Genomic DNA, 19914 nt, shown 5'->3' with positions numbered 1-19914 from the left:
GCTCAGATCCTTTCCCTGGTGATGACGCGGTTTGCGGGCAGACGGGAAAAAACCAGACGCCCCTCCTTGATGGTGGCCAGGACCCGTCCGACCAGTTCCGCCCCGGCGAAAGGGGTGTTCCTCGCCTTGGAGTGGAAACGGCTGGGATCCACCTTCCACTTGGCTGCAGGGTCCAAGATGACCAAGTCGACAGGCGGCTGGCCGGAATCACTGTGCTGGTCGACCTCCAGCTGAAGGTGACCGGTGCCGGCCTTACTGACCTTGTCAGCTGTATGCGAGGGCAGGTCTTCCGGCAGTAGCCGATGCATGCCCATAAGCTCGGCCGGGGCCAGGGACATGAGCTCGATCAGACGGTCATGGCCGATGAGCCCGCTCTTGACCAGGACCTGGTTGCAGACCGCATAGGCAGTTTCCAGGCCGATAATGCCGTTGGGAGCGTCTTTGATCCCCAGGGCTTTCTCAGCGGTGGTGTGCGGCGCGTGGTCGGTGGCGATCATGTCCACAGTGCCGTCAGCCACCGCCTCAAGGGCTGCCTGCTGGTCGGCGCGGGAGCGCAGCGGAGGGTTCATCTTGGCCATGCTGCCGCAGCGCAGCAGGTCCTCGTCGCAGAGGGCCAGATAGTGGGGCGCGGTCTCGCAGGTGACTGGCAGTCCACGGGCCTTGGCCCGTCTGACAGCCTCGAATCCGCCGACGGTGCTGACATGCTGCAGATGCACCCGGGTGCCGGTGCGCTCCGCCAGGTCGATGTCGCGATTGATGACGGCGGTCTCGGTTGAGGCGGGAATCCCTTCCAGCCCCAGTTGGCGACTGACTGATCCGAGGTTGACCTGACCGTGCTCGTGGTGCTCACAGTGATCCAAAACGGGCAGGTCGAAAGACCGGGCATTGGCGGCCACAGCCTCCAGGGTTTGGTCGGTCACTGCCGAGCCGTCGTCGCTGATGGCCACTACAGGATGTGTCCACCCCTGGCCGGCCAGGTGCTTCGACCAGTCGTCTGGGTTTGAGGCCTGGCGGCCAGTCCGGTCCACGGTGGCAGCCACACAGAGGGCGTAGTCCACCGGCAGGCTCAGCCCACGGTCCCGCTCGTAGGACTCCAGATAGTCGATAACTGTGCGCCCGTCGGCCATCCTGGTGCGGCCGTCCATGGCGGGCTGGGTGTTGGGCATGAGCAGTATCAGCCCGTAGCCTCCGGCCGCTGCGGCAGCCGTACCGCTGACCATGTCCTCCTTGTCGGTCTGCCCGGGGTCGCGCAGGTGGACGTGGGGGTCGACCAGAGCAGGAGCCAGCACCAACCCCCGGGCGTCTATCTGATCCACCTCTGTCGACATGGCACCGGTCTCATCAACCAGCGTACTGTCAATGGTCTGGGGAAGTACCAGATCGACCGCCCGTCTGCTGCGCCAATCAGTCAACCCCAGCAGCCGCATGTCAGTCTTCAGCCTTCTCGTCGCAGTAGTCGCAACGGTAGACCCCAGCATCGTCCAGGTGGAAGCGTTGGTCCACGCTGGTCTCCACCGTGGTGACGCAACGGGGGTTGACGCAGGTGATGACGTTGACCAGGCGGCTGGGGCGGTCCGGCTGATGCTTGCTGACGATCCTGCCCTGCCGGACCACATTGACGGTGGCCTCGGGGGCGATGAACCCCAGGGCGGTCAGGTCCAGGTCCCCGGTCTGCTCGATCTTGATGATGTCCTTGGATCCGTACTTGAGGCTGTCCGTATTCATGATCAGGGCGAGCCGGGTCTTCGACGGGTCCACACGCAGGTAATGCAAGACCTTCAGGGCTGTACCCGCACGAACGTGGTCGATGATGATTCCGTCAACAATGCTGGTGACCTTCATGCCGCCACCTCCTTCTGTTCGCGGTAACCGGGCAGCTCGTCGCCCAGCAGGGCGCTCTCCAGGGCCATCCTGACCAGCATGCCGTTGCGGACCTGTTGGAAGTAGGCCGCACGCGGATCATCGTCCACCTCCACGGCGATCTCGTTGACCCTGGGCAGGGGGTGGAGGATGGCCATGTCAGAGCGCGCAGCCCGAAGCTTGTCAGTATCCAAAATGTAGGTGTCGCGCAGCCGCAGGTAGTCGTCCTCGTTGAAGAAACGCTCTTGCTGGACACGGGTCATGTAGAGCACGTCCAGGTCGCCGATGACCCCGTTCAGGTCTCCGGTCTCCCGGTAGGTGCAATCGGACGAGGAACGAATCCTCTCCAGGACGTATTCGGGGGTGCGCAGCTCGCCGGGGCTGATCAGAACAAAATCCACGTGGCCCAGGCGGCAGAGGGTGGTGATCAGAGAGTGGACGGTGCGTCCGAAGGTCAGGTCCCCGCACAGGCCGATAGTCAGGTGGTTCAGCCGACCCTTGCGGGCGCGGATGGTGGCCAGGTCGGTCAGGGTCTGGGTCGGGTGCATGTGTCCACCGTCGCCGGCATTGATGACAGGGACCGTGGCCGCCTGGGAGGCCACCAGGGCGGCGCCCTCCTTGGGATGGCGGATGGCCACGATGTCAGCGTAGTTGGAGACAGTCTTCAGGGTGTCGCTGATGGACTCCCCCTTGGAGACGCTGGCCAGTTGGGCGCCGGCGAATCCGATGACCTGGCCGCCCAGACGGAGCATGGCCGTCTCGAAGCTGAGCCTGGTTCGAGTGCTGGGCTCATAGAAGAGCGTAGCCAGAACCCGGCCGTCGCAGGTGTGGGCCACCTGACGACGATGATTGTCGATGTAGGCCGCCCGGTCCAGCAGATCCAGGATCTGGGTCATGGGAATGTCGTCGAGGGTTACCATACTTCGCCCACGAAGCGGAAAGACGGCGGAAGAAGTGTCGGATGCGTGATCAACTTGTTGGGACAACGGCTCACCTTCCTCAAGGTGGCCACCTTATGTGACCTGAACAAGCATACGACCGCGGATGGACCCAGGGTCAGCCTCCGTAGAAGAGCCGTTCCATGACCTGCCTGCAGCGGCGCATGGCAGCCAGCAGTTCGTTGACAAAGTGCTGTCCTCGGCGGGCCGGGTAGCCCAGACAGACTGCGATGCCCCCCAGAACCTGACCATCGTCAGGTAGGATGTCCGCCTGGGATACCCTTCCAGACCAAAGGAAATTGGCGTTGCGGGCTGCGGTGCACAGCACCCAGCCGCGGCGCAGGGCCTTGGCATCCCTGGCTTCTATGAATCCCGAATTCTCCAAGGCGTCCAGGGCGGTCATCGTTCCGGTGACCTGCAGCTCAGGCAGATCGTGGGCGTGACACAGCTGGAGAAGCTGGACCGTCCACTCCACGTCAGACAGCCCTCCCCGGCCCAGTTTCAGATGCCGGTCCCGACGCACCCCGCGCGGCAGCCGCTCCGCCTCCATCCTGGCCTTGAGACGGCGAATCTGCCCCAGCTCCTCCTCGTTGGGCGGCTGCTGAGGGTAGCGAAGCGGATTGGCTATGCCCACCAGAAAGTCCTTGGCCAGGCCGGCATTCCCTGCTGCAAATCTGGCCCGAATCAGGGCCTGATGTTCCCAGGTTTCAGACCAGTCGCGGTAGTAGCGCTGGTAGGAGTCCAGGGAACGCACCAGAGGCCCCTGGCGTCCTTCGGGGCGCAAGTCGAAGTCCAGGTCAATGCCTGGCTCCAGACTGGCCTTTCCTGCCAGGACGGCCCGCAGGTCGGCGGTCACTCCACGCGCGAATTCCGCCGCCCGGTTCTGGTCGACGCCTGACACGGGACGGTAGACCAGCATGATGTCGGCGTCCGAGTTGAAGTTGACCTCTCTGCCCCCGTAGCGACCCATGCCGATCACGGCCAGATCGGCTGGTGCGCTAGCCTGTTCCAGACGGTGGTCCACGGCCCAGTCCAAGGCTGCATTGATGGCTGCATCGTAGACATCCGACATGCCTGCCAGGCAGGCCTGCTGATCGTCCACTCCGCTCATCCAGCCCAGCCCGATCCGCTCGATCTCCTGGCGACGCATGGCCCGGACTGCAGTGGCGAACTCCTCCAGCGAATCCGCATGCCGGGTTCGATAGGCCGCGGCGCGCTTGTCCAAGGTGGCCCGATCACGGGGAATCATGTCCTGGTCATGGCCCAGCCAGGTCACCGACTGAACGGACCGGGCCAGGGCGCGGGACAAATAGCGGGAGTTGGACAGGACGTGGCAGAGGCGACGGGCGGCCGAGGTGGAGTCCCGCAGGAAGCCCAAGTAGGTGCTCTTGCCGCCGAAGTGCTCCTCAAGGGTTCGCCAGCCCAAAAGCCCCATGTCGGGGTCCTGCCCCTCACCCAGCCACTGGAGGACAGCAGGCATGAGAATACGGTTGATCCGCGCCGACCTGGTAACTCCTGTGGTCAGGGCCGTAACGTGGCGGATGGCCGCATCGGGATCGGCAAAGCCGATGGATGCGAACCGAGCACGGGCTGCCTGGGGGCGCAGGCTAACCTCGTCCTCGTCCACCTGGGCGTTGATGGGCAGCATGGGACGGAAGTAGATGGCCTGGTGAAGATTGCGGACCTCAATCCTGGTGGCCTGATATTGGGCCAGCATCTGGTCGGCGTGCAGACCGAATGCCCGGGCCAGCCGTCTCAGATCGCGGTTGTTCTCCAGCTCCTGCAGGCTGAGCGGCCGCCGGCCGGAAGTGCCTGAACGGTTGGTTTTCGGAAAGAGATGGGTGCGACGCAGTTGCCACATCTGCAGTCGATGCTCCATGACCCGCTCGAATCGGTAGTCGTGGTCCAGCTGGTCGCCGTGCTTGCGTGAAATGTAGCCGCCGCGGGACAGGGCCTGCAGAGCATCCAGGGTTGCAGGACAACGCAGATCCTGGTCGCTGGAGCCATGGACCAGCTGAAGCATCTGGACGGTGAATTCCACGTCCCGCAATCCGCCCTGGCCCAGCTTGATCTCCCGATCCCTGAGTTTTTCGGGTATGTTCCGTTCCACTCTGGCCCGCATGGCCTGGCAATCATAGACGAAGTTCCTGCGTTGGGATGCCCCCCAGACGAATTGTTGGGCCATGTCGTGGTATGCAGATCCCAGCACGGCATCGCCGGCAACTGGACGTGCTTTCAACAGGGCCTGGAACTCCCAGCTTTCGGCCCAGGACCGGTAGTAGTCGGCATGAGACTCCAGACGGCGCACCAGGGGCCCGTCCTTCCCCTCGGGCCGCAAGGCGGTATCAACCTTCCACAGGGGCGGCTCAGTAGATCCGGGAATGATGGACTGGCAGACCTTCTGCAGGAGGGTGGCAATCTTGGTGCCGATGCCGATCAGGTCCTGATCGGCAATCTCTCCGGATGGTTCAACTACGTAGATCAGGTCGACGTCGGACACGTAATTCAGCTCCCTGGCACCCAGTTTGCCCATTCCGATGACGGAGAAACGGCAATGCTCCGACGATGGAACCTGCTTCCTGGCAATGGTCAGCGCCCCTTCCAAGGTGGCCTCGGCCAGATCCGACAGGGACAGGCTGATCTCCGGTTGCACGGTTTCGGGATCCGCGGCGGCCAGGTCGCGAGCCATGACAGCGACCAGCTGTGTCCGATATTCGGCGCGAAGGGCATCGACCTCTTCGGCCAGGGTCCCTTCCCCTGCTGGTTCACCCCCCTCGGCATCTAGTGCCTTGGCGATCCTTTTCTTTCGGACTTGAAGAGGGCAGTCGCTCAGATGAAAGGGATCACAGGCCGCTGTCTCGACCAGGGCTGGGCGCGAGCGCATCAATCTGCCCATGGCCTCAGAAGCCCCTAGGACGCGAACGAGTGATCTGATGGCCGGGCAGGCCAGCTCTGCCTGTCCTCGGAGAAAGCCTGGGGGTCCACCGGAGGAACGCTGGTCAAGAATCATCACCAATGAGGACAGGGCGACATCCGGATCGCAGGCCGATTCCAGGGCACCGATCAGGGCATCCTTGATCCGTCCGTCCAGGCCCAACCCGTCCAGGCGGATCAGATCGACCCTGGCCCGGTCCAGGTCCTGCAGACCCAGCCGGATCAAGTCCGATGCCTTGAGCTGCCGCTGCTCACCTTCCGCCATGCCGCCTCCACCCGATACTTGTAAGGAGATCCCCAGGTCATTATAGGTAAAAATCGAAACCGACCGCCGGAGTCAAGGCGCCCGGCGGACGCTCCGACCTGCTCCTGGACGCATGTCCTACCTGATGCTCTCGTCTCCATGTTCCGCTGGTCGGTATTCCAGGATATCCCCCGGCTGGCAGTGCAGTTCCCGACAAATACCAGCCAGGGTGGTGAAGCGAATGGCCGAGACACGGTTGTTCTTGATCTTGGACAGGTTGACCGGGGTGATGCCCACCCTGGCGGCCAGTTCCTTTAAGGTCATCCGCCGCTCCGCTATGATCCTGTCCAGCCTCAGGACGATCCGACCTTGAGGAATGTGTTCCGTGCGCTGAGAAGGTCCGGCCTTCTCCTGTTCAGATGAGACCATCATCCTCCCTCTGCAGCGTGATCCCGTATGCAAGAATTCGAGCCAGGGCATAGACGACGATAGCGGCCAAAATCAACAGCGCAACGACCGTAAAGTTGTCTTCCATCGTAATGTGAATCGGGCTTTCGTATCCAGCAAGGCCGGATTCCCGCATCGGCCCGTACCGATCGGCGGAGGCCCCTGTGGCCGTATATTCGGCAGTTGCTTCCATGGCTCCTTCAGCAAATCCAATGACCATAGGCACGCCTGAAAAAATCACGGCCAGAGCAATCAGACAGCGGCCCATGCCATGGAGATGACGCAGGTTGGCCTGGTTGAAGGGGGTCACGGGTGTGCGCTCCTCACTATCGGATTTCGCATAGGTCGACATGGCGGCAAGGTCATGGAAGAACGATGCCAGCAGGACCAATATGATGGCGGCAAGAAGATAGGAGATTACCGCCTGGATCCGGATACTGGGCCCGTTCGACCGTGTAACGTTCAGCCCTACGCTATAGACGTTGGGCAGGAGGGCATCGGTACACCCCAGCAACCTGAAGGGGAGATTGGACCAGGGAAGAACGGTCATTCCCACAACGACCACCAATGCCCCTGCCCAGTGCAGGTACTCCAGACCACGTGTCAGATTGTGCAGGAAACGATCCATCGGCTGCGGTTTATACATGTTGGCATCCTCGTCATCGAATAAAGAAGCAACGTAACGTCAGCGACAGTATAACATATCGTTTATCGATACGCGATCATTAGGATACGAGACGCGCCGCAAACAGTCTTCACCTAGGCACAACACGAACCTACGCCAATTCTCGACATTTCGAATCCGCCGGCCGTTCCAATGGATCAACGAGCATGAACCCGATCCTCCGGGGTTCATGCCGGCGTGGCATCCGTACCGCCCTCACCCGTAGTCGACGAAACGGGAAGACGGCTATGCGCGTACCCCGAGATTCTCGCGAACGATTCAACGGGCACTCCGGCCTCCACCAGACCATTTCGCCGCAGGACATACCGGGAACCATCCATACTGCCGAACCTCGGCAGGGTGCCCGCTGTGGCATCATCGTGGTTAATATGCAGGGGTATCATCCGATTGCTCTTGGACGAGGACCGTAATCCCCCAGCTCCATGAAGATGCAGACGGGCAGCCGCTCGAACGATTTCGGACTTCCTCATTCCTGCACTCGACTTGGACAAGGTCGGAATGAAGAATTCCGAACCCGTTATTTCCGTTTGTGCATGGTACTCATCGTCAGGTCGGAAGCTGTTCGCTCAAGACGCCTCAGTTCCGTGACCGCGAATCCCGATTGTCCCGGCCCCCGTTTTCCTTCCCCGCCTTCCGGCCCTCCTTCCAGGCGCAAACCGCGCAATGCAGGGTTACAACCGTTAGGCAGAGCGAAAAAACGATGGTGGGCCAGCTCAGCAGGCTACCATCCCTCGAAGCCTCGCTCAGGGACTGAATCAGCCAGAGGGCACACGCCGCCGCAGTCAGACAGTACAGTCTTGAACGGCCCTTTTCATTGATTTTCATATGACACTCCTTGGTGGTTGCGCTGATAGTGACCTGCCGTGTACCCCGGACCGATGACCGTTGGCCCGACCCGGGACTTGCATTTGGTTGAGGTCTCCTGACCGGCGGTTAGCTCTTGCGGCGCTTGGACATGACATCAATAGCCACGGCCAGCAGGAGGACCAGCCCCTTGATGGTCTTGACGATGGCCGTGTCCACGCCCATGATGGACAGCCCTTGGTTGATCACACCCATGACGAAGGCTCCAACGACGGCCCCGGGAATGGTTCCGATGCCGCCGGTGACAGCCGTGCCGCCGATGAAGCAGGAGGCGATGGCATCCATTTCGAACTCCATGCCTGCCTGAGCTGTGGCCGAGGCCAGTCGTGAAAGCATGCAGATGGCTGCCACGGCCGACAGGAAGCCCATGTGGACGAAGAGCGTGAAGTCCACCCGTTTGGCGTTGATGCCCGAAAGCACAGCGGCCTTGCGGTTGCCGCCCACTGCGTAGACATGCCGACCGAAGACGGTCCTGGTGAGGATGAAGTTGTAGATCAGGACCAATACGGCCACAATGACCAGCATTATGGGTGTCCCGCCCTGGTTCTCATTGCCGGAGGAGGCCAGCAGGTAGGTCACGAAGAGGATGACGACTGCGGCCACGATGATCTTGCCGGTCATCAAGGCCTTGGGTTCGGGAACCAGACCTACGGCCAGGGTCTTGCGGCGGCGGGCGATCTGCGACCAGGCATAGGCCAGGATGCAGATGATGCCCAGCACCACGGTCAGGCCGTCGAATGGCCCCCACCATCCCAGGATGTTGGGCAGGTAGTCACGGGCGATCCCCCTGAACTGAGCGGAGGTGATGGGCACGGACTCGCCGACGATGACTGTGGCCAGACCACGGAAGATCAGCATGCCGGCCAGGGTGGTGATGAATCCTGGAATGCCGATGACAGCGACCCAGAATCCCTGCCAGATGCCGATCAGCAGGCCCACGATCAGGGACAGGCCGATGGCCAGGATCCAGTTGACTCCCATATGTTCCATGAGGATGGCGCACACGCCACCGATGAAGGCCACCAAGGAGCCCACGGACAGATCAATGTGGGTGGCGATGATGACCATGACCATGCCGATGGCCAGAATGATCACGTAGGCGTTCTGCTGGATCAGCGAGACGAAGCTGTTGGGTTTGAGCAGCACACCCTTGGTCAGTATCTCGAAGACGACCACGATAACCACCAGAGCGCCGACGATGCCATACTGGCGGGCGTTGCTGGCCAGGGAGGCCAGAATGCCCGGTCCTGCCTGTTCTTGTTCCACCGCCTGCGCGGTGCTCTTGTTGCTGTTGGGCGAGCTCATCTGGCTGCCACTCCCTTCTTTTCCTGGGTCATGCCCTTCATCAGATATTCCTGCGAGAAGTCTTGACGCTCCACGTTGTTGGTGATGACTCCCTGGCTGACCGTATAAATCCGGTCACAGATGCCGATCAGCTCGGGTAGCTCCGAGGAGATGACCACCACAGCCTTGCCCTGGTCGACCAGCCGGTCGATGATCTCGTAGATCTCATACTTGGCTCCCACATCAATGCCTCGGGTGGGTTCGTCCAGGATGAGCACATCAGGATCCGAGATCACCCACTTGGCCAGCACGACCTTTTGCTGGTTGCCGCCGGAAAGGGTGGAAACGGGCACGTCGATGTTGCTGCACTTGATGTTGAAGTCCTTGCGGTACTCCTCCACCCGTGCCCTCTCCAGGTTCTCGTTCATGACCCCGTGACTGCTCATCTTCTTGAGCGAAGCCATGGAGGCATTTTCCCTGATGTTCTGCAGCAGGTTGAGTCCGAAAACCTTGCGATCCTCAGTGGCGTAGGCCAGGCCCGAATCGATGGCCGACCGGACGTTCGGCAGCTCGACCTGACGGCCATGCATCTCGATTCTGCCGCTGATATGGCTGCCATAGGACCGCCCGAAGATGCTCATGGCCATTTCGGTGCGACCCGCACCCATCAGTCCCGCCAATCCGACGATCTCACCCTGGTGAACCACCAGATTGGCATGATCGACCACGGTGCGGGAGGGATCCTGCGGATGGTGGACGGTCCAATCGCTGACCTTGAGCACCTCCTTGCCGATGTGCGGCACGTGCTCGGGATAGAGGTTGGTCAGCTCACGGCCGACCATCTTCTGGATGAGCAGATCCTGATCCAGAGGATGGTCCGCATCAATTCTCATACCGCCCACCGTGGAGCCATCGCGCAGAATGGTCACACCATCCGCAATCTGTCCCACCTCGCCCAGCTTGTGGGTGATGAGGATGCTGGTCACTCCCTGCTGGTCACGCAACTGCCTGACCAGATCCAGCAGATGCTCGGAATCATCGTCGTTCAAGGCGGCTGTGGGCTCATCCAGAATCAGCAGCCTGACGTGCTTGGACAGCGCCTTGGCGATCTCCACCAGCTGCTGCTTGCCCACTCCAAGATCCATGACCCTGGTGTCTGGTTTCTCGTTCAGGCCCACACGCTCCAAGAGACGCGAGGCCTTGGCCCTGGTGGTGTCCCAGTCCATTACGCCATTGTGGGCCTGTTCATTGCCCAGGAAGATGTTCTCGGCAATGGACAGGAAGGGGCTCAGCGCCAGCTCCTGATGGATGATGACGATGCCGTCGTCCTCCGAATCATTGATGGTGCGGTAGCGGCAAGGCTTGCCATCGAACAGGATCTCGCCGGTATAGCTGCCATGCGGGTAGACCCCGGACAGCACGTTCATCAGGGTGGACTTGCCGGCCCCGTTTTCCCCGCAGATGGCATGGATTTCGCCCTTGCGCACGTCCATGTCGACATTGGACAGGGCTTTTACCGGACCGAAGGTCTTGGTGATCCCCTGCATTCGCAACAAGACGTCCTCGTCGGACATGCTTTCACCTCCTGTGCGCTGACCGTCCCTCCCCTTAACAGGAAGCGGGACGGTCCGGCGCGACTGTGATGCCGACCTCACTTGGTCAGCTGATCGAATCGTTCCTGGGTCAGGTAGTTCGCCTTGACCAGATCGGTCAGGTTGTCCTTGGTGATGGCCTTGGGATCCAGCAGCTTCGAGGGCACCTTGATGCTGTTGTTGTCAAAGGTGCCGTTGATGCCGGTAACCTTCTTGCCCTGGGCAATTTCGATGATCATGTCGTAGACGGCCTCGGCCAGCTTGTTGACGTCCTTGAAGACGGTCTGACCCTGCAGTCCCTTGGAGATGTTGGCCACGGAGATCTCCATGGCGTCCTGTCCGGTGATCTTGGGCCAGCTGTCAGTATTGGGCTGGATGTCAGGCCTCTTGGACTGGATGGCGTTGATGACCCCCTGGCTTATGCCGTCATAGGGGCTCAGCACGGCATCCAGCCGCTCGCCATGGGCGTAGGTGGAATCGAGAATGGACTCCATATCCTTCTGGGCCTGTTCGGTCTTCCAGGACTGGACTGAGATCTTCTGCCAGTCGGAGAGTTTGAAGTCCTTGGTCACGCCGCCGCCATGCTGGGAGGGGCTGACCAGAACGCCCGACTTGAAGTAGGGCTGCAGCAGCTCCCAGGCGCCTTTGAAGAAATACTTGGCGTTGTTGTCGTCGGGAGAACCGGTAAAGAGCTCAATATTGAATGGACCCTTGGCTCCGTTTTTGAGTCCCAGCTGATCGATCAGCCAGTTGGCCTCCAGCACGCCGGTGCGCTCAAGCTGGAATGTCGCATAGTAGTCAACAGCCTTGGTGTTCATGATCAGCCGGTCATAGGCGATGACCTTGGCCCCGGCATCCTTGGCCTTCTCGACAGCAGGCCCCACGGCGGTGCCGTCCTTGGAGGCCACCACCACGATCTTGGCGCCCTTGTTGACCATGTTCTCGATGTCGGCGTTCTGCTGGGCGGGCTTGTCATCCGCGAAGGAGAGCACTACCTTGTAGCCGGCCTTCTCCAGTTTGGTCTTCAGATTGTTGCCGTCCTTGTTCCAACGCTCCTCGGATTTGGTGGGCATGGAAACACCGATGGTGGCGCCTTTGCTGATCGCCCCTCCCTCTTGGGAGGAACTGGAGGCACGTGATCCGCCGCAGGCGCCCAGTCCGGTCAGCATGGCGACCCCAATGACAGCCGCCATGGTTCGTTGCATCATCTTCATGAAGACTCCTTCATCCTTGAATTCTCGGGCAGGCATCTCCGTCTGCCTGGACCCCTTCATTGCAGGCCCAGTGGTCAGCATACCCAATTGCGTTAACTTTATCAACTCAAAAAAGCTGATTACCTATTTTTCTGTTTTGTACATGAATTTAATAATTCGCTCGAACTTTGGTCTTCCACCGGCGCAAGGGGGTTCACTGGGCGGGGGCAAGCCACGATCTTGGCTACACTGGAACCTATGGCACATCGATTATTCGGCTCACAGTCCTCACTGCGTGAGGCCAACCGTGCCCTCCTGCTGGATACGATCCGAAGATTCGGCGCCATGACTCAGATCGAATTGGCTGAAAATACCGGGCTCTCAACAGCAACTGTCTCCAACCTGGTACGTCTGATGGGCGATCAGGGACTTCTGGAGACATCCTCCACCACCAGAAACGGCCGTCGCGCCACCCTGGTCATGCTGGCCCGCCGCAAGGGCCTCGGGGTTGGGCTCTACATCGGCCGTCACGAGATGCGGCTGGAAGTGGTCGATGCCAGCCATGCCATCCTGGCAGAGCATGATATGGCCCTGCCACGGCAGCATAAGCCGGACACCACCCTGGAACGGGCCATGATTCTCGTCAAGGAGACGCTGACTTCCATTGGTGCCCAAACGGACGAGCTTGTCGGCATAGGCCTGGCCATGGGGGCCCCTGTGGACTGCAGGACTCACCAGCTGGCCATTCCCGGCATCCTGCGAGGCTGGGACAAGGAGGATCTGATAGGCACCTTCCACGAGGCCTTCCAGGTGCCGGTCCAAGTGGACAACGACGCCAACTTCGCGGCCATGGCCGAGCTGAGAATGGGCGTGGCGGTCGGCAGGCGAAACTTTGTCTACATCCACGCCAACGACGGTGTGGGCTCGGGGATCGTCATCAACGGCGAGGTCTGGCGGGGCACCACCGGGCTTGCGGGCGAGATCGGCCATGTTCAGGTGGATCCCCTGGGCGATATCTGCATCTGCGGCAACCGTGGGTGCCTGAATACAGTGGTGGATGAGAACCGCCTGGTCTCCTTGCTGAGCGTGACCCATGGGAACATGACCCTGGAGGATCTGGTGGCCAATGCCGTCAAGGGGGACCCGGGCTGCCGACGGATCGTAGGCGATGCCGCCATCCGCATCGGCAATGTAGTGGCTGATCTTTGCAACGCCGTGGATCCCGAGGTAGTGGTCCTGGGAGGAATCCTGAGCACAACAGAAGACGTGTTTCTGGAGCCCCTTCGGGAGACTCTCCAGCGCATGCTCTTCCCCGATGCTATGGTCCCCATGGAGGTGCTCCCTGCCCGCTATCCGATTAACGGATCGGCTCTGGGGGCGGCTATGATGGCTGTCGATAGCGTCAACGAACACATTGATGTGTCCACAGAATCCGCGGGTCGATCATCGTAGAGGAGGTGACCTGGATTGCATGAAACCACTGTCCTGATGCAGATGGACGACCTCTGCATCAGGTTCGGGTTCGTTGAGGCCCTCAAACATGTAAGCCTGGATATTCGCCAACACGAGGTGCTTGCCGTCGTGGGCGACAATGGAGCAGGCAAGTCCACCCTGGTCAGGATTTTGTCAGGCCTGATCCGTCCCGATCGGGGTACGCTTATCTGGAAGGGCCGACCAACCAACATTCCCTCGATCAGAGTCGCCAATCAGTTGGGCATCGCAGCCGTCTTCCAAGGGCAGGACTTCTGCGACAACCTGGACGTCTCCTCCAACCTCTTCCTGGGCAAGGAACTGCGTGATCGTCACCATCGTCGCGATGACGAAGCCATGCGTCGGCGTACCCGTCAGGTCCTGCAGTCGCTGTCCTCCCCCATCCGTGTAGGCCAACCTATGGCCACCCTATCCCTGGGACAAAATCAGACAGTCTCAATCGCCAGAACCTTGCTGGACAATCCCGAGTTGATCCTCATGGACGAGCCGACGGCCTCCTTATCGGTCATGCAGTCCGCCGAGGTGCTCAACTACATCAAGCGCATGCGTTCCGAGGGCCGTAGCATTCTCATGGTCTGCCACGATCTGCCGGATGTCTTCGCGGTTTCCGACCGCATAGCAGTCATGCGCCAGGGTCGGCTGGTGGGGGTCCTGCCTACGGCCAAGACCACCTATGAGACTGTAATCGCGCTGATTTCAGGCATCGATCCCGAGGATGTCATCCAGGACCAGGAACAACTGGATGCCATGGCCAGAGCCAACGCCCGCGTCCACGCCCTGCGCGGCACCAGAAAGATCCTGCCTGAGCAATCATGAATGAAGGAACCCTAGAATGCAGCTGACCGATATCCTCCTGACCATTGCCTGCGCCCTGGTAGGGCTGGCGGTGGGACTGATCTACGGATTTCTGCCAAAGAAAAACGACCGGCTGACCGACTCGCAGCAACGCTGGACACCGATCCTATCCCTGATCGGGGTCGGCCTGGTGGTCGTTCTCATTCTGCTGGGACGTGACCTGGCCTCCTGGGTAACCATCGGAGGGATGATCCTTGGTCTGCTGATTGGCATGATACCGCCGCTCAACAGAGCTGCACTCAAGGTCTGGCCATGGCTGAGGCCCCGCACCGACAATCAAGGCCGAAAGCGTCGCTGAAAGCTGGCAATCACGCTTTTGCGTTCATCGATGCGGGGCATTCCCCTCTTTTATGCAGTTATTTTTGGCTGCTGACCGGCTCCTCCTTGGCGCCCACCTGCCGGAAGAGGTGACGGACGTTGTGCCAGATGCGCCTGGTGACGCCAGAATGATTCATGGAGTACAGGTGGATGCCATCCACCCCGTGCGCCACCAGGTCGGCGATCTGCTGTGAGGCGTAGATGATGCCCGCCTCGCGCAGGCTGGCCCGGTCGTCACCCCAGCGCTCCAGGATGGACTCAACCGCCGCCGGGATCCGCGCCTTGCAGACCTCGCTCATGTGCCGTACCTGGCCCTCGTTGGTGATGGGCATGATGCCGGCCTCAATGGGCACCTGGATGCCGGCTGCCCGGGCCCGGTCCAGGAAGTCCAAAAAATCGGCGTTGTCGTAGAAGAGCTGCGAAACCAGATGATCCACGCCGGAATCCACCTTGATTTTCAGATTCTCAATGTCGTCCTCAGGCGAGGCGGCCTCCGGGTGGGTCTCCGGATAACAGGCTCCGTATATCGACAGGTTGGGCCGACGGGAGCGGATGTAGGCTGCCAGGTCGCTGGCATGGTCGAAGACTCCGGCAGGCTCGCGGCCCTCCACGCTGTCGCCGCGCAGAGCCAGCACCGCTGCCACCCCTGCGTCGTCGAACATATCCAGGGCCTGATCGATCACCTCGCGGTCCGCATACTGGGCGGTCAAGTGCGCCACGGCAGGGATGCCGTACTCGGTATGGATGGTCTTGGCTATGCGAGCCGTGGCCGTACGGTCTGAGCGCCGGCCGGTCCCGTAGGTCACCGAGATGAAGTCGGGCATCAGCCCTTCCAGACCATCCAGGGTGTCATAGATGGTGCCCACCGGGGCATCGCGCTTGGGGGGAAAGACCTCCAGGGAAAAGATAGGCTCATGCATGATCCGACTCCTGACTGGACGATAGCTCCGCACGCACCTGCTGTGCGGCGGCCACCATGTGCTCCAGACTGGGCCATGTCTCCTTGTCGCCTCGGGTCTTCAATCCGCAGTCGGGGTTGATCCAGACCTTGGCCACGTCCAGCTTCTTCAGGATGGCGTGGATCCGGTCCACGATCTCCTCGGTGGAGGGGATGCGCGGCGAGTGGATGTCGTAGACTCCGGGGCCTGCCTCGGTCTCGAACTTGGCCTCCTGAATGGCATCCAGGACGGTCAGATCGGAGCGGGAGGCTTCGAAGGAGATCACATCGGCGTCCATGGCATCAATGTCCTTGATGATGTCGTTGAACTCCGAGTAGCACATGTGGGTGTGAATTTGGGTAGTGGGTTTGACGCCGGAATGGACCAGCCGGAAGGCGGGGATGGCCCAGTCCAGGTATCGGCTGTGCCAGTCGGAGCGCCGCAGCGGCAGCTTCTCACGCAGGGCGGCCTCGTCGATCTGGATGATGCGGATGCCTGCGGCCTCCAGGTCCAGGACCTCGTCACGGATGGCCAGGGCCAGCTGGCGGGTCTGCTGCTCGTGATCGATGTCCTCACGGGGCCAGGACCAGTTGAGAATGGTCACCGGACCGGTCAGCATCCCCTTGACCACATGGTTGGTGCGGGACTGGGCGTATGAGGACCAGCGTACGGTGATGGGCCGGGCGCGGGAGATGTCCCCCCAGACGATGGGGGGCTTGACGCAGCGGGTGCCATAGGACTGGACCCAGGCATTCCGGGTGAACAGATAGCCCTTAAGGTTCTGGCCGAAGTACTCGACCATGTCGTTGCGCTCGAACTCGCCATGGACCAGAACATCCAGGCCTATCTGTTCCTGGTGGTCGATGACCTGGTCGATCTTGCGGGCGATGAAGTTGTCGTAGTCCTCCTGGCTGATTTCCTTCTTGCGCAGGCGGGCCCGCTCGGCGCGGACCTCGCCGGTCTGGGGGAAGGAGCCGATGGTGGTGGTGGGCAGCAGGGGCAGACCCAGCTCCTGGGTCTGGATCCTCTGGCGTTCGGGCCGGGCAGGGGTACGCACGAAGTCCCCGTCCTCAAGGCCGGCCAGGCGCTGCTGCACCTGCGGGTCAGGCTGGACGCGGCTGCCGTCGAAGAGCTTCTGATTGTCAGCAAGGGCCTTGCTGGAGCGGCGCTGGTCCTCATTGGCATCGGCCAGCTGGGCCAGGTCGTGCAACTCGCCCAGCTTCTCCAGAGCGAAGGCGAAGTGGGGCCGCACGGTGACGGCATCCAGCCCGTTCTCGTCGGCCACGGTGTAGGGCACGTGCAGGAGGGAACATGCGGTGGACACCACCACGTTCGAGGTCACCTGGTGCAGGGCATCCAGGAGGCCCAGACTGACCGCATAGTCGTTGCGCCAGATGTTGCGGCCGTTGATCAGGCCGGCGAAGATGGTGGTTCCCTCCGGCACGCCGTGCTCCTTGAGGGCCGCCAGATTCTCATCCCTGCCCTCGATCAGATCCAGGCCGATGCCGTCGAAGCCCAGGTCAGCCAGCCGATCGTAACAGTCGCCCACATGGCCGAAGTAGGTGTTGAGCAGAATACGGACCTTGCCCCGGTCGCTCTGGCGGGCCTTCAGGATGGGCTTGTAGAGGGTCTCGAAGAGGTCCTGGTCGCCCGGTTCCTTGTCCAGGACCAGATAGGGTTCGTCCAGTTGCACCCAGTCGGCGCCCAGGCCGATGAACCGCTCCAGTATGGTCGCGTAGGCCTTGGCCAGATCCTGCACCAGTGCCGGGTCCGGATCCAGCAGCTCGCCCTGGGGACCGCGTGCCAGCTTGAGGAAGGTATATGGGCCGATCAGCACCGGCTTGGCCGCGATGCCCTGCTCGCGCGCCTCCTGGAACTCCTTGAAGGGCTTATCGCCTTCCAGGGCGATTTTGGTGTTCTGATCGATCTCGGGCACCAGGTAGTGGTAGTTGGTGGTGAACCACTTCTTCATGGGCAGGGCGGTCACGTCACCCTGCTCCCCCTGGTAGCCGCGGCCCATGGCGAAGAGGGTATCCTCGGGACCCAGGCCCAGCTTCCGATAGCGCTCTGGCACGACGCCCAGGAGGATAGAGGTATCCAGGACCTGGTCGTAGTAGCTGAAATCGTTGACGGGAATCAGGTCGACGCCTGCCTGCTGCTGAAGCTGCCAGTGTCTGGCCCGCAGATCAGCGGCCGTGCGCCGAACCTCGTCCAGATTCCGTTCGCCCTTCCAATAGCCCTCGATGGCCCTCTTGAGTTCGCGGTGCGCGCCGATGCGCGGGAATCCGGACACGGATGTAATCGCTGCCATGAAACCTCCCAGTTTCGTCCTGATATCTTTGGTCAGCCTATCAGCGGCGGGGGGAGGCGGGTAATTGGTGCAAATAAGGTGTCGCCATAACCTGAATCGATAACGACAAGACGGCAGGCACAGGACTGATGCTCACCAAGACTGCCTGCAGAAGTTTGCCTCGAGCTTGTTCTGCCGGTCAGTCCTCCAGGTCCTGGGGGCCCAGAATGCCAAGCAGACGGGCCTGATGGGTTCCCCAGTCGGTCAATGGCCGCTCGGAGCCCAGCACGACCATAGTGGCCGACGGCAGTCCAAGATTGAGCAGGTCCAAAAGGTCAGGATCGGAGTCGTCCTCGGCCAGCCACTGTGAGCAGATAGACATGGTGGGCTCATGCCCTAGGATAAGGACCCGGCGGTCACAGTCCTCGGTCTGTGCCAGCTGGTCGAAGACCGCCTGCATGCCGGACTCATAGAGGGATTCCCGGTAGTCGACCCGGGGTCCGTCACCCAGGGGTTTGAGCATGCCGTCCAGGGTCTGACGGGCCCGGGGCGCACCCGAGCAGATGATGCGGTCGGGCACCAGGCCCAAAGCGGTCAATCCACGGCCCATGATCCGGGCCTGTTTCTGGCCACGGTCGGTCAGCTGGCGGCTGCGATCGCCCTGTGACCCCTGGCGTTCCGTCTTGGCATGACGCATGAGCATGAGGGTTCGGCTGCACCTGTGCAGATCCTCGGCCTTCAGACCTTTTCGCAAACCCATGCCATGCTTCCTTTCCCGAAGTTCCTATCAGGCGTCTTTTCCATTATGACAGAGCCAGGTGAAAGAGCGGGCCATGGGCGATCAGCCTTCTTGCTCCTTGCCGTCTTCCAGAGTGCGCACCTGATGGTCCAGATCACGCAACACCTTGCGCAGCTTGCGATCGGAGACCCGGCGCAACTCCAAATCCTCGAGGTCCTCCAGGTCTTCCTTTTCGCGCTCGTGATTTGAGCCGCTGATCTTGGCAGGCCGCCGCCCCTGATCCACATCGGTCTGGTAGTCCTTGGTAGCCCGGATATGCTTGCGAAGAGCCTGCTGGCCGGGAGCCATGGCCCTGCTGGTCAAGAGGAAGCCGGTGTGCCCGATCATCTCGTGCTCGGGTCGGACCGCCAGACCGTCGGCCTTCCAGGAGCGCTCCAGGCTCTCCATGATCTCGGGTTCGGTCCACCGACCGTCGGCGCGCAGGGCCTCGGCCAGTCGGCTGAGCTGGGTGGTGGTGGTCACGTAGGCGGTCAGCGCGCCGCCGGGGGCCATGACCCGGTAGGCCTGCTCCAGACGGTTCCAGGGGTCCAGCATGTCCAGAACGATACGGTCGAATTCGTCCTCTGGCAGGTCGGCCGCAACGGTGTCGAAGTCGCCGGTACGCAGGTCCCACTGGACAGGGCGCTGCCCAAAGAATACGGTGGCATTGCCCATGGCCACCCTGGCGAACTCCTCCCGCCGCTCGATGCTGGTCAGTTTTCCTGCGGTGCCGATGGCATCCAGAAGACCCAGGCTCATGGCCCCTGAGCCAGCTCCCGACTCCAGGACCCTCATGCCGGGACGGATGTCACCCAGGAGAATGACCCTGGCCACATCCTTGGGGTACATGATCTGGGCGCCGCGCGGCATGGAAAGAATATAGTCCTCAAGCCTTGGACGCATGACGGTAAAGGCCCATCCTCCGATGCCTCGCGAGGACTTCCAAGGCTTGGCCCTGTCAGGCACCCCTGTGTCGGTGTCGGCATCCTGCTTGTGACGCATCTGCCGCCACTTGTCGGCCGAGATGGTCACCACCACGGAGCCCTCGGGCAGACCAATCATGGCCTCGTGCGGCAGAAGACCGTGGTCGGTCTGGGTCAGGCCGCCTGGTTCCAGCATGACCGTCAGCTTGCGGCCACGCCGGTCGGTCAGCTGGACCCGCTCCCCTACGCTCAGCGGACCGCGTTTAAGGCTCATGCCTCC

Annotated in this window: 15 protein-coding genes and 1 pseudogene; 3 read left to right on the top strand and 13 right to left on the bottom strand. The window is 61.5% G+C overall.

What is annotated here, in order from left to right:
* Window positions 1-2: 2 nt before the first annotated feature.
* The 9 genes from J3T93_RS03590 to J3T93_RS03550 form a co-directional block, all read right to left on the bottom strand.
* Window positions 3-1427, bottom strand: a complete 1425-nt coding sequence (locus J3T93_RS03590) for a dihydroorotase (RefSeq protein WP_267430529.1) — start codon at window positions 1425-1427, stop codon at window positions 3-5.
* Window position 1428: 1 nt separating this feature from the next.
* Complete coding sequence (locus J3T93_RS03585; RefSeq protein WP_267430528.1) at window positions 1429-1842, bottom strand: aspartate carbamoyltransferase regulatory subunit; 414 nt, start codon at window positions 1840-1842, stop codon at window positions 1429-1431.
* Complete coding sequence (gene pyrB / locus J3T93_RS03580) at window positions 1839-2780, bottom strand: aspartate carbamoyltransferase (RefSeq protein ID WP_267430526.1); 942 nt, start codon at window positions 2778-2780, stop codon at window positions 1839-1841. Before pyrB ends, J3T93_RS03585 begins: the two co-directional genes overlap by 4 nt.
* A gap of 136 nt (window positions 2781-2916) precedes the next feature.
* Entirely contained in the window at window positions 2917-5997 is a 3081-nt protein-coding gene (locus J3T93_RS03575; RefSeq protein ID WP_267430524.1) for a bifunctional [glutamine synthetase] adenylyltransferase/[glutamine synthetase]-adenylyl-L-tyrosine phosphorylase, read from the bottom strand.
* A gap of 117 nt (window positions 5998-6114) precedes the next feature.
* A complete protein-coding gene (locus J3T93_RS03570; protein WP_416378826.1) occupies window positions 6115-6318 on the bottom strand; it encodes a helix-turn-helix domain-containing protein in 204 nt (67 codons plus the stop codon).
* Between the two features lie 73 nt (window positions 6319-6391).
* Window positions 6392-7069, bottom strand: coding sequence for a hypothetical protein (locus J3T93_RS03565; RefSeq protein ID WP_267430523.1), 678 nt, complete (start codon window positions 7067-7069; stop codon window positions 6392-6394).
* A gap of 972 nt (window positions 7070-8041) precedes the next feature.
* On the bottom strand, window positions 8042-9277 hold the full coding sequence (gene mmsB / locus J3T93_RS03560; protein WP_267430521.1) for a multiple monosaccharide ABC transporter permease: 1236 nt from the start codon (window positions 9275-9277) through the stop codon (window positions 8042-8044).
* Window positions 9274-10830, bottom strand: a complete 1557-nt coding sequence (locus tag J3T93_RS03555) for a sugar ABC transporter ATP-binding protein (protein WP_267430520.1) — start codon at window positions 10828-10830, stop codon at window positions 9274-9276. The genes mmsB and J3T93_RS03555 overlap by 4 nt, the downstream gene beginning before the upstream one ends.
* Window positions 10831-10907: 77 nt before the next feature.
* Complete coding sequence (locus J3T93_RS03550) at window positions 10908-12062, bottom strand: sugar-binding protein (RefSeq protein ID WP_121914824.1); 1155 nt, start codon at window positions 12060-12062, stop codon at window positions 10908-10910.
* Between the two features lie 237 nt (window positions 12063-12299).
* Between J3T93_RS03550 and J3T93_RS03545 the strand changes: the two genes are divergently transcribed.
* From J3T93_RS03545 to J3T93_RS03535, 3 genes and pseudogenes are all read left to right on the top strand, one after another.
* Entirely contained in the window at window positions 12300-13493 is a 1194-nt protein-coding gene (locus J3T93_RS03545; protein WP_267430519.1) for an ROK family transcriptional regulator, read from the top strand.
* 93 nt (window positions 13494-13586) lie between these two features.
* A pseudogene (locus J3T93_RS03540) lies at window positions 13587-14348 on the top strand (ATP-binding cassette domain-containing protein); the annotation flags it as partial.
* A 16-nt stretch (window positions 14349-14364) separates the two neighbouring features.
* On the top strand, window positions 14365-14685 hold the full coding sequence (locus tag J3T93_RS03535; protein WP_024627982.1) for a hypothetical protein: 321 nt from the start codon (window positions 14365-14367) through the stop codon (window positions 14683-14685).
* Between the two features lie 58 nt (window positions 14686-14743).
* Here J3T93_RS03535 and metF read toward each other — a convergent pair whose 3' ends face one another.
* The 4 genes from metF to J3T93_RS03515 all read right to left on the bottom strand — a co-directional run bounded on the left by metF (window position 14744) and on the right by J3T93_RS03515 (window position 19908).
* The gene (gene metF, locus J3T93_RS03530) at window positions 14744-15625 is read right to left on the bottom strand and encodes a methylenetetrahydrofolate reductase [NAD(P)H] (RefSeq protein WP_267399909.1); all 882 of its coding nucleotides are present in this window, start codon (window positions 15623-15625) and stop codon (window positions 14744-14746) included.
* A complete protein-coding gene (metE, locus tag J3T93_RS03525; RefSeq protein WP_267430517.1) occupies window positions 15618-17954 on the bottom strand; it encodes a 5-methyltetrahydropteroyltriglutamate--homocysteine S-methyltransferase in 2337 nt (778 codons plus the stop codon). Before metE ends, metF begins: the two co-directional genes overlap by 8 nt.
* A gap of 178 nt (window positions 17955-18132) precedes the next feature.
* Window positions 18133-18693 carry a SixA phosphatase family protein gene (locus J3T93_RS03520; protein WP_267430516.1) on the bottom strand — a complete coding sequence of 187 codons (561 nt, stop codon included), beginning with the start codon at window positions 18691-18693 and terminating at the stop codon, window positions 18133-18135.
* An 81-nt stretch (window positions 18694-18774) separates the two neighbouring features.
* Window positions 18775-19908 carry a tRNA (adenine-N1)-methyltransferase gene (locus J3T93_RS03515; protein ID WP_267430515.1) on the bottom strand — a complete coding sequence of 378 codons (1134 nt, stop codon included), beginning with the start codon at window positions 19906-19908 and terminating at the stop codon, window positions 18775-18777.
* Window positions 19909-19914 lie beyond the last annotated feature (6 nt).

It is taken from the genome of Bifidobacterium sp. B4111 (assembly GCF_026537235.1).
In the GTDB taxonomy this organism is placed as follows: Bacteria; Actinomycetota; Actinomycetes; order Actinomycetales; family Bifidobacteriaceae; genus Bombiscardovia.
The sequence above is the reverse complement of the archived record's forward strand: the minus strand, read 5'-3'. Positions and strand labels throughout refer to the sequence as shown.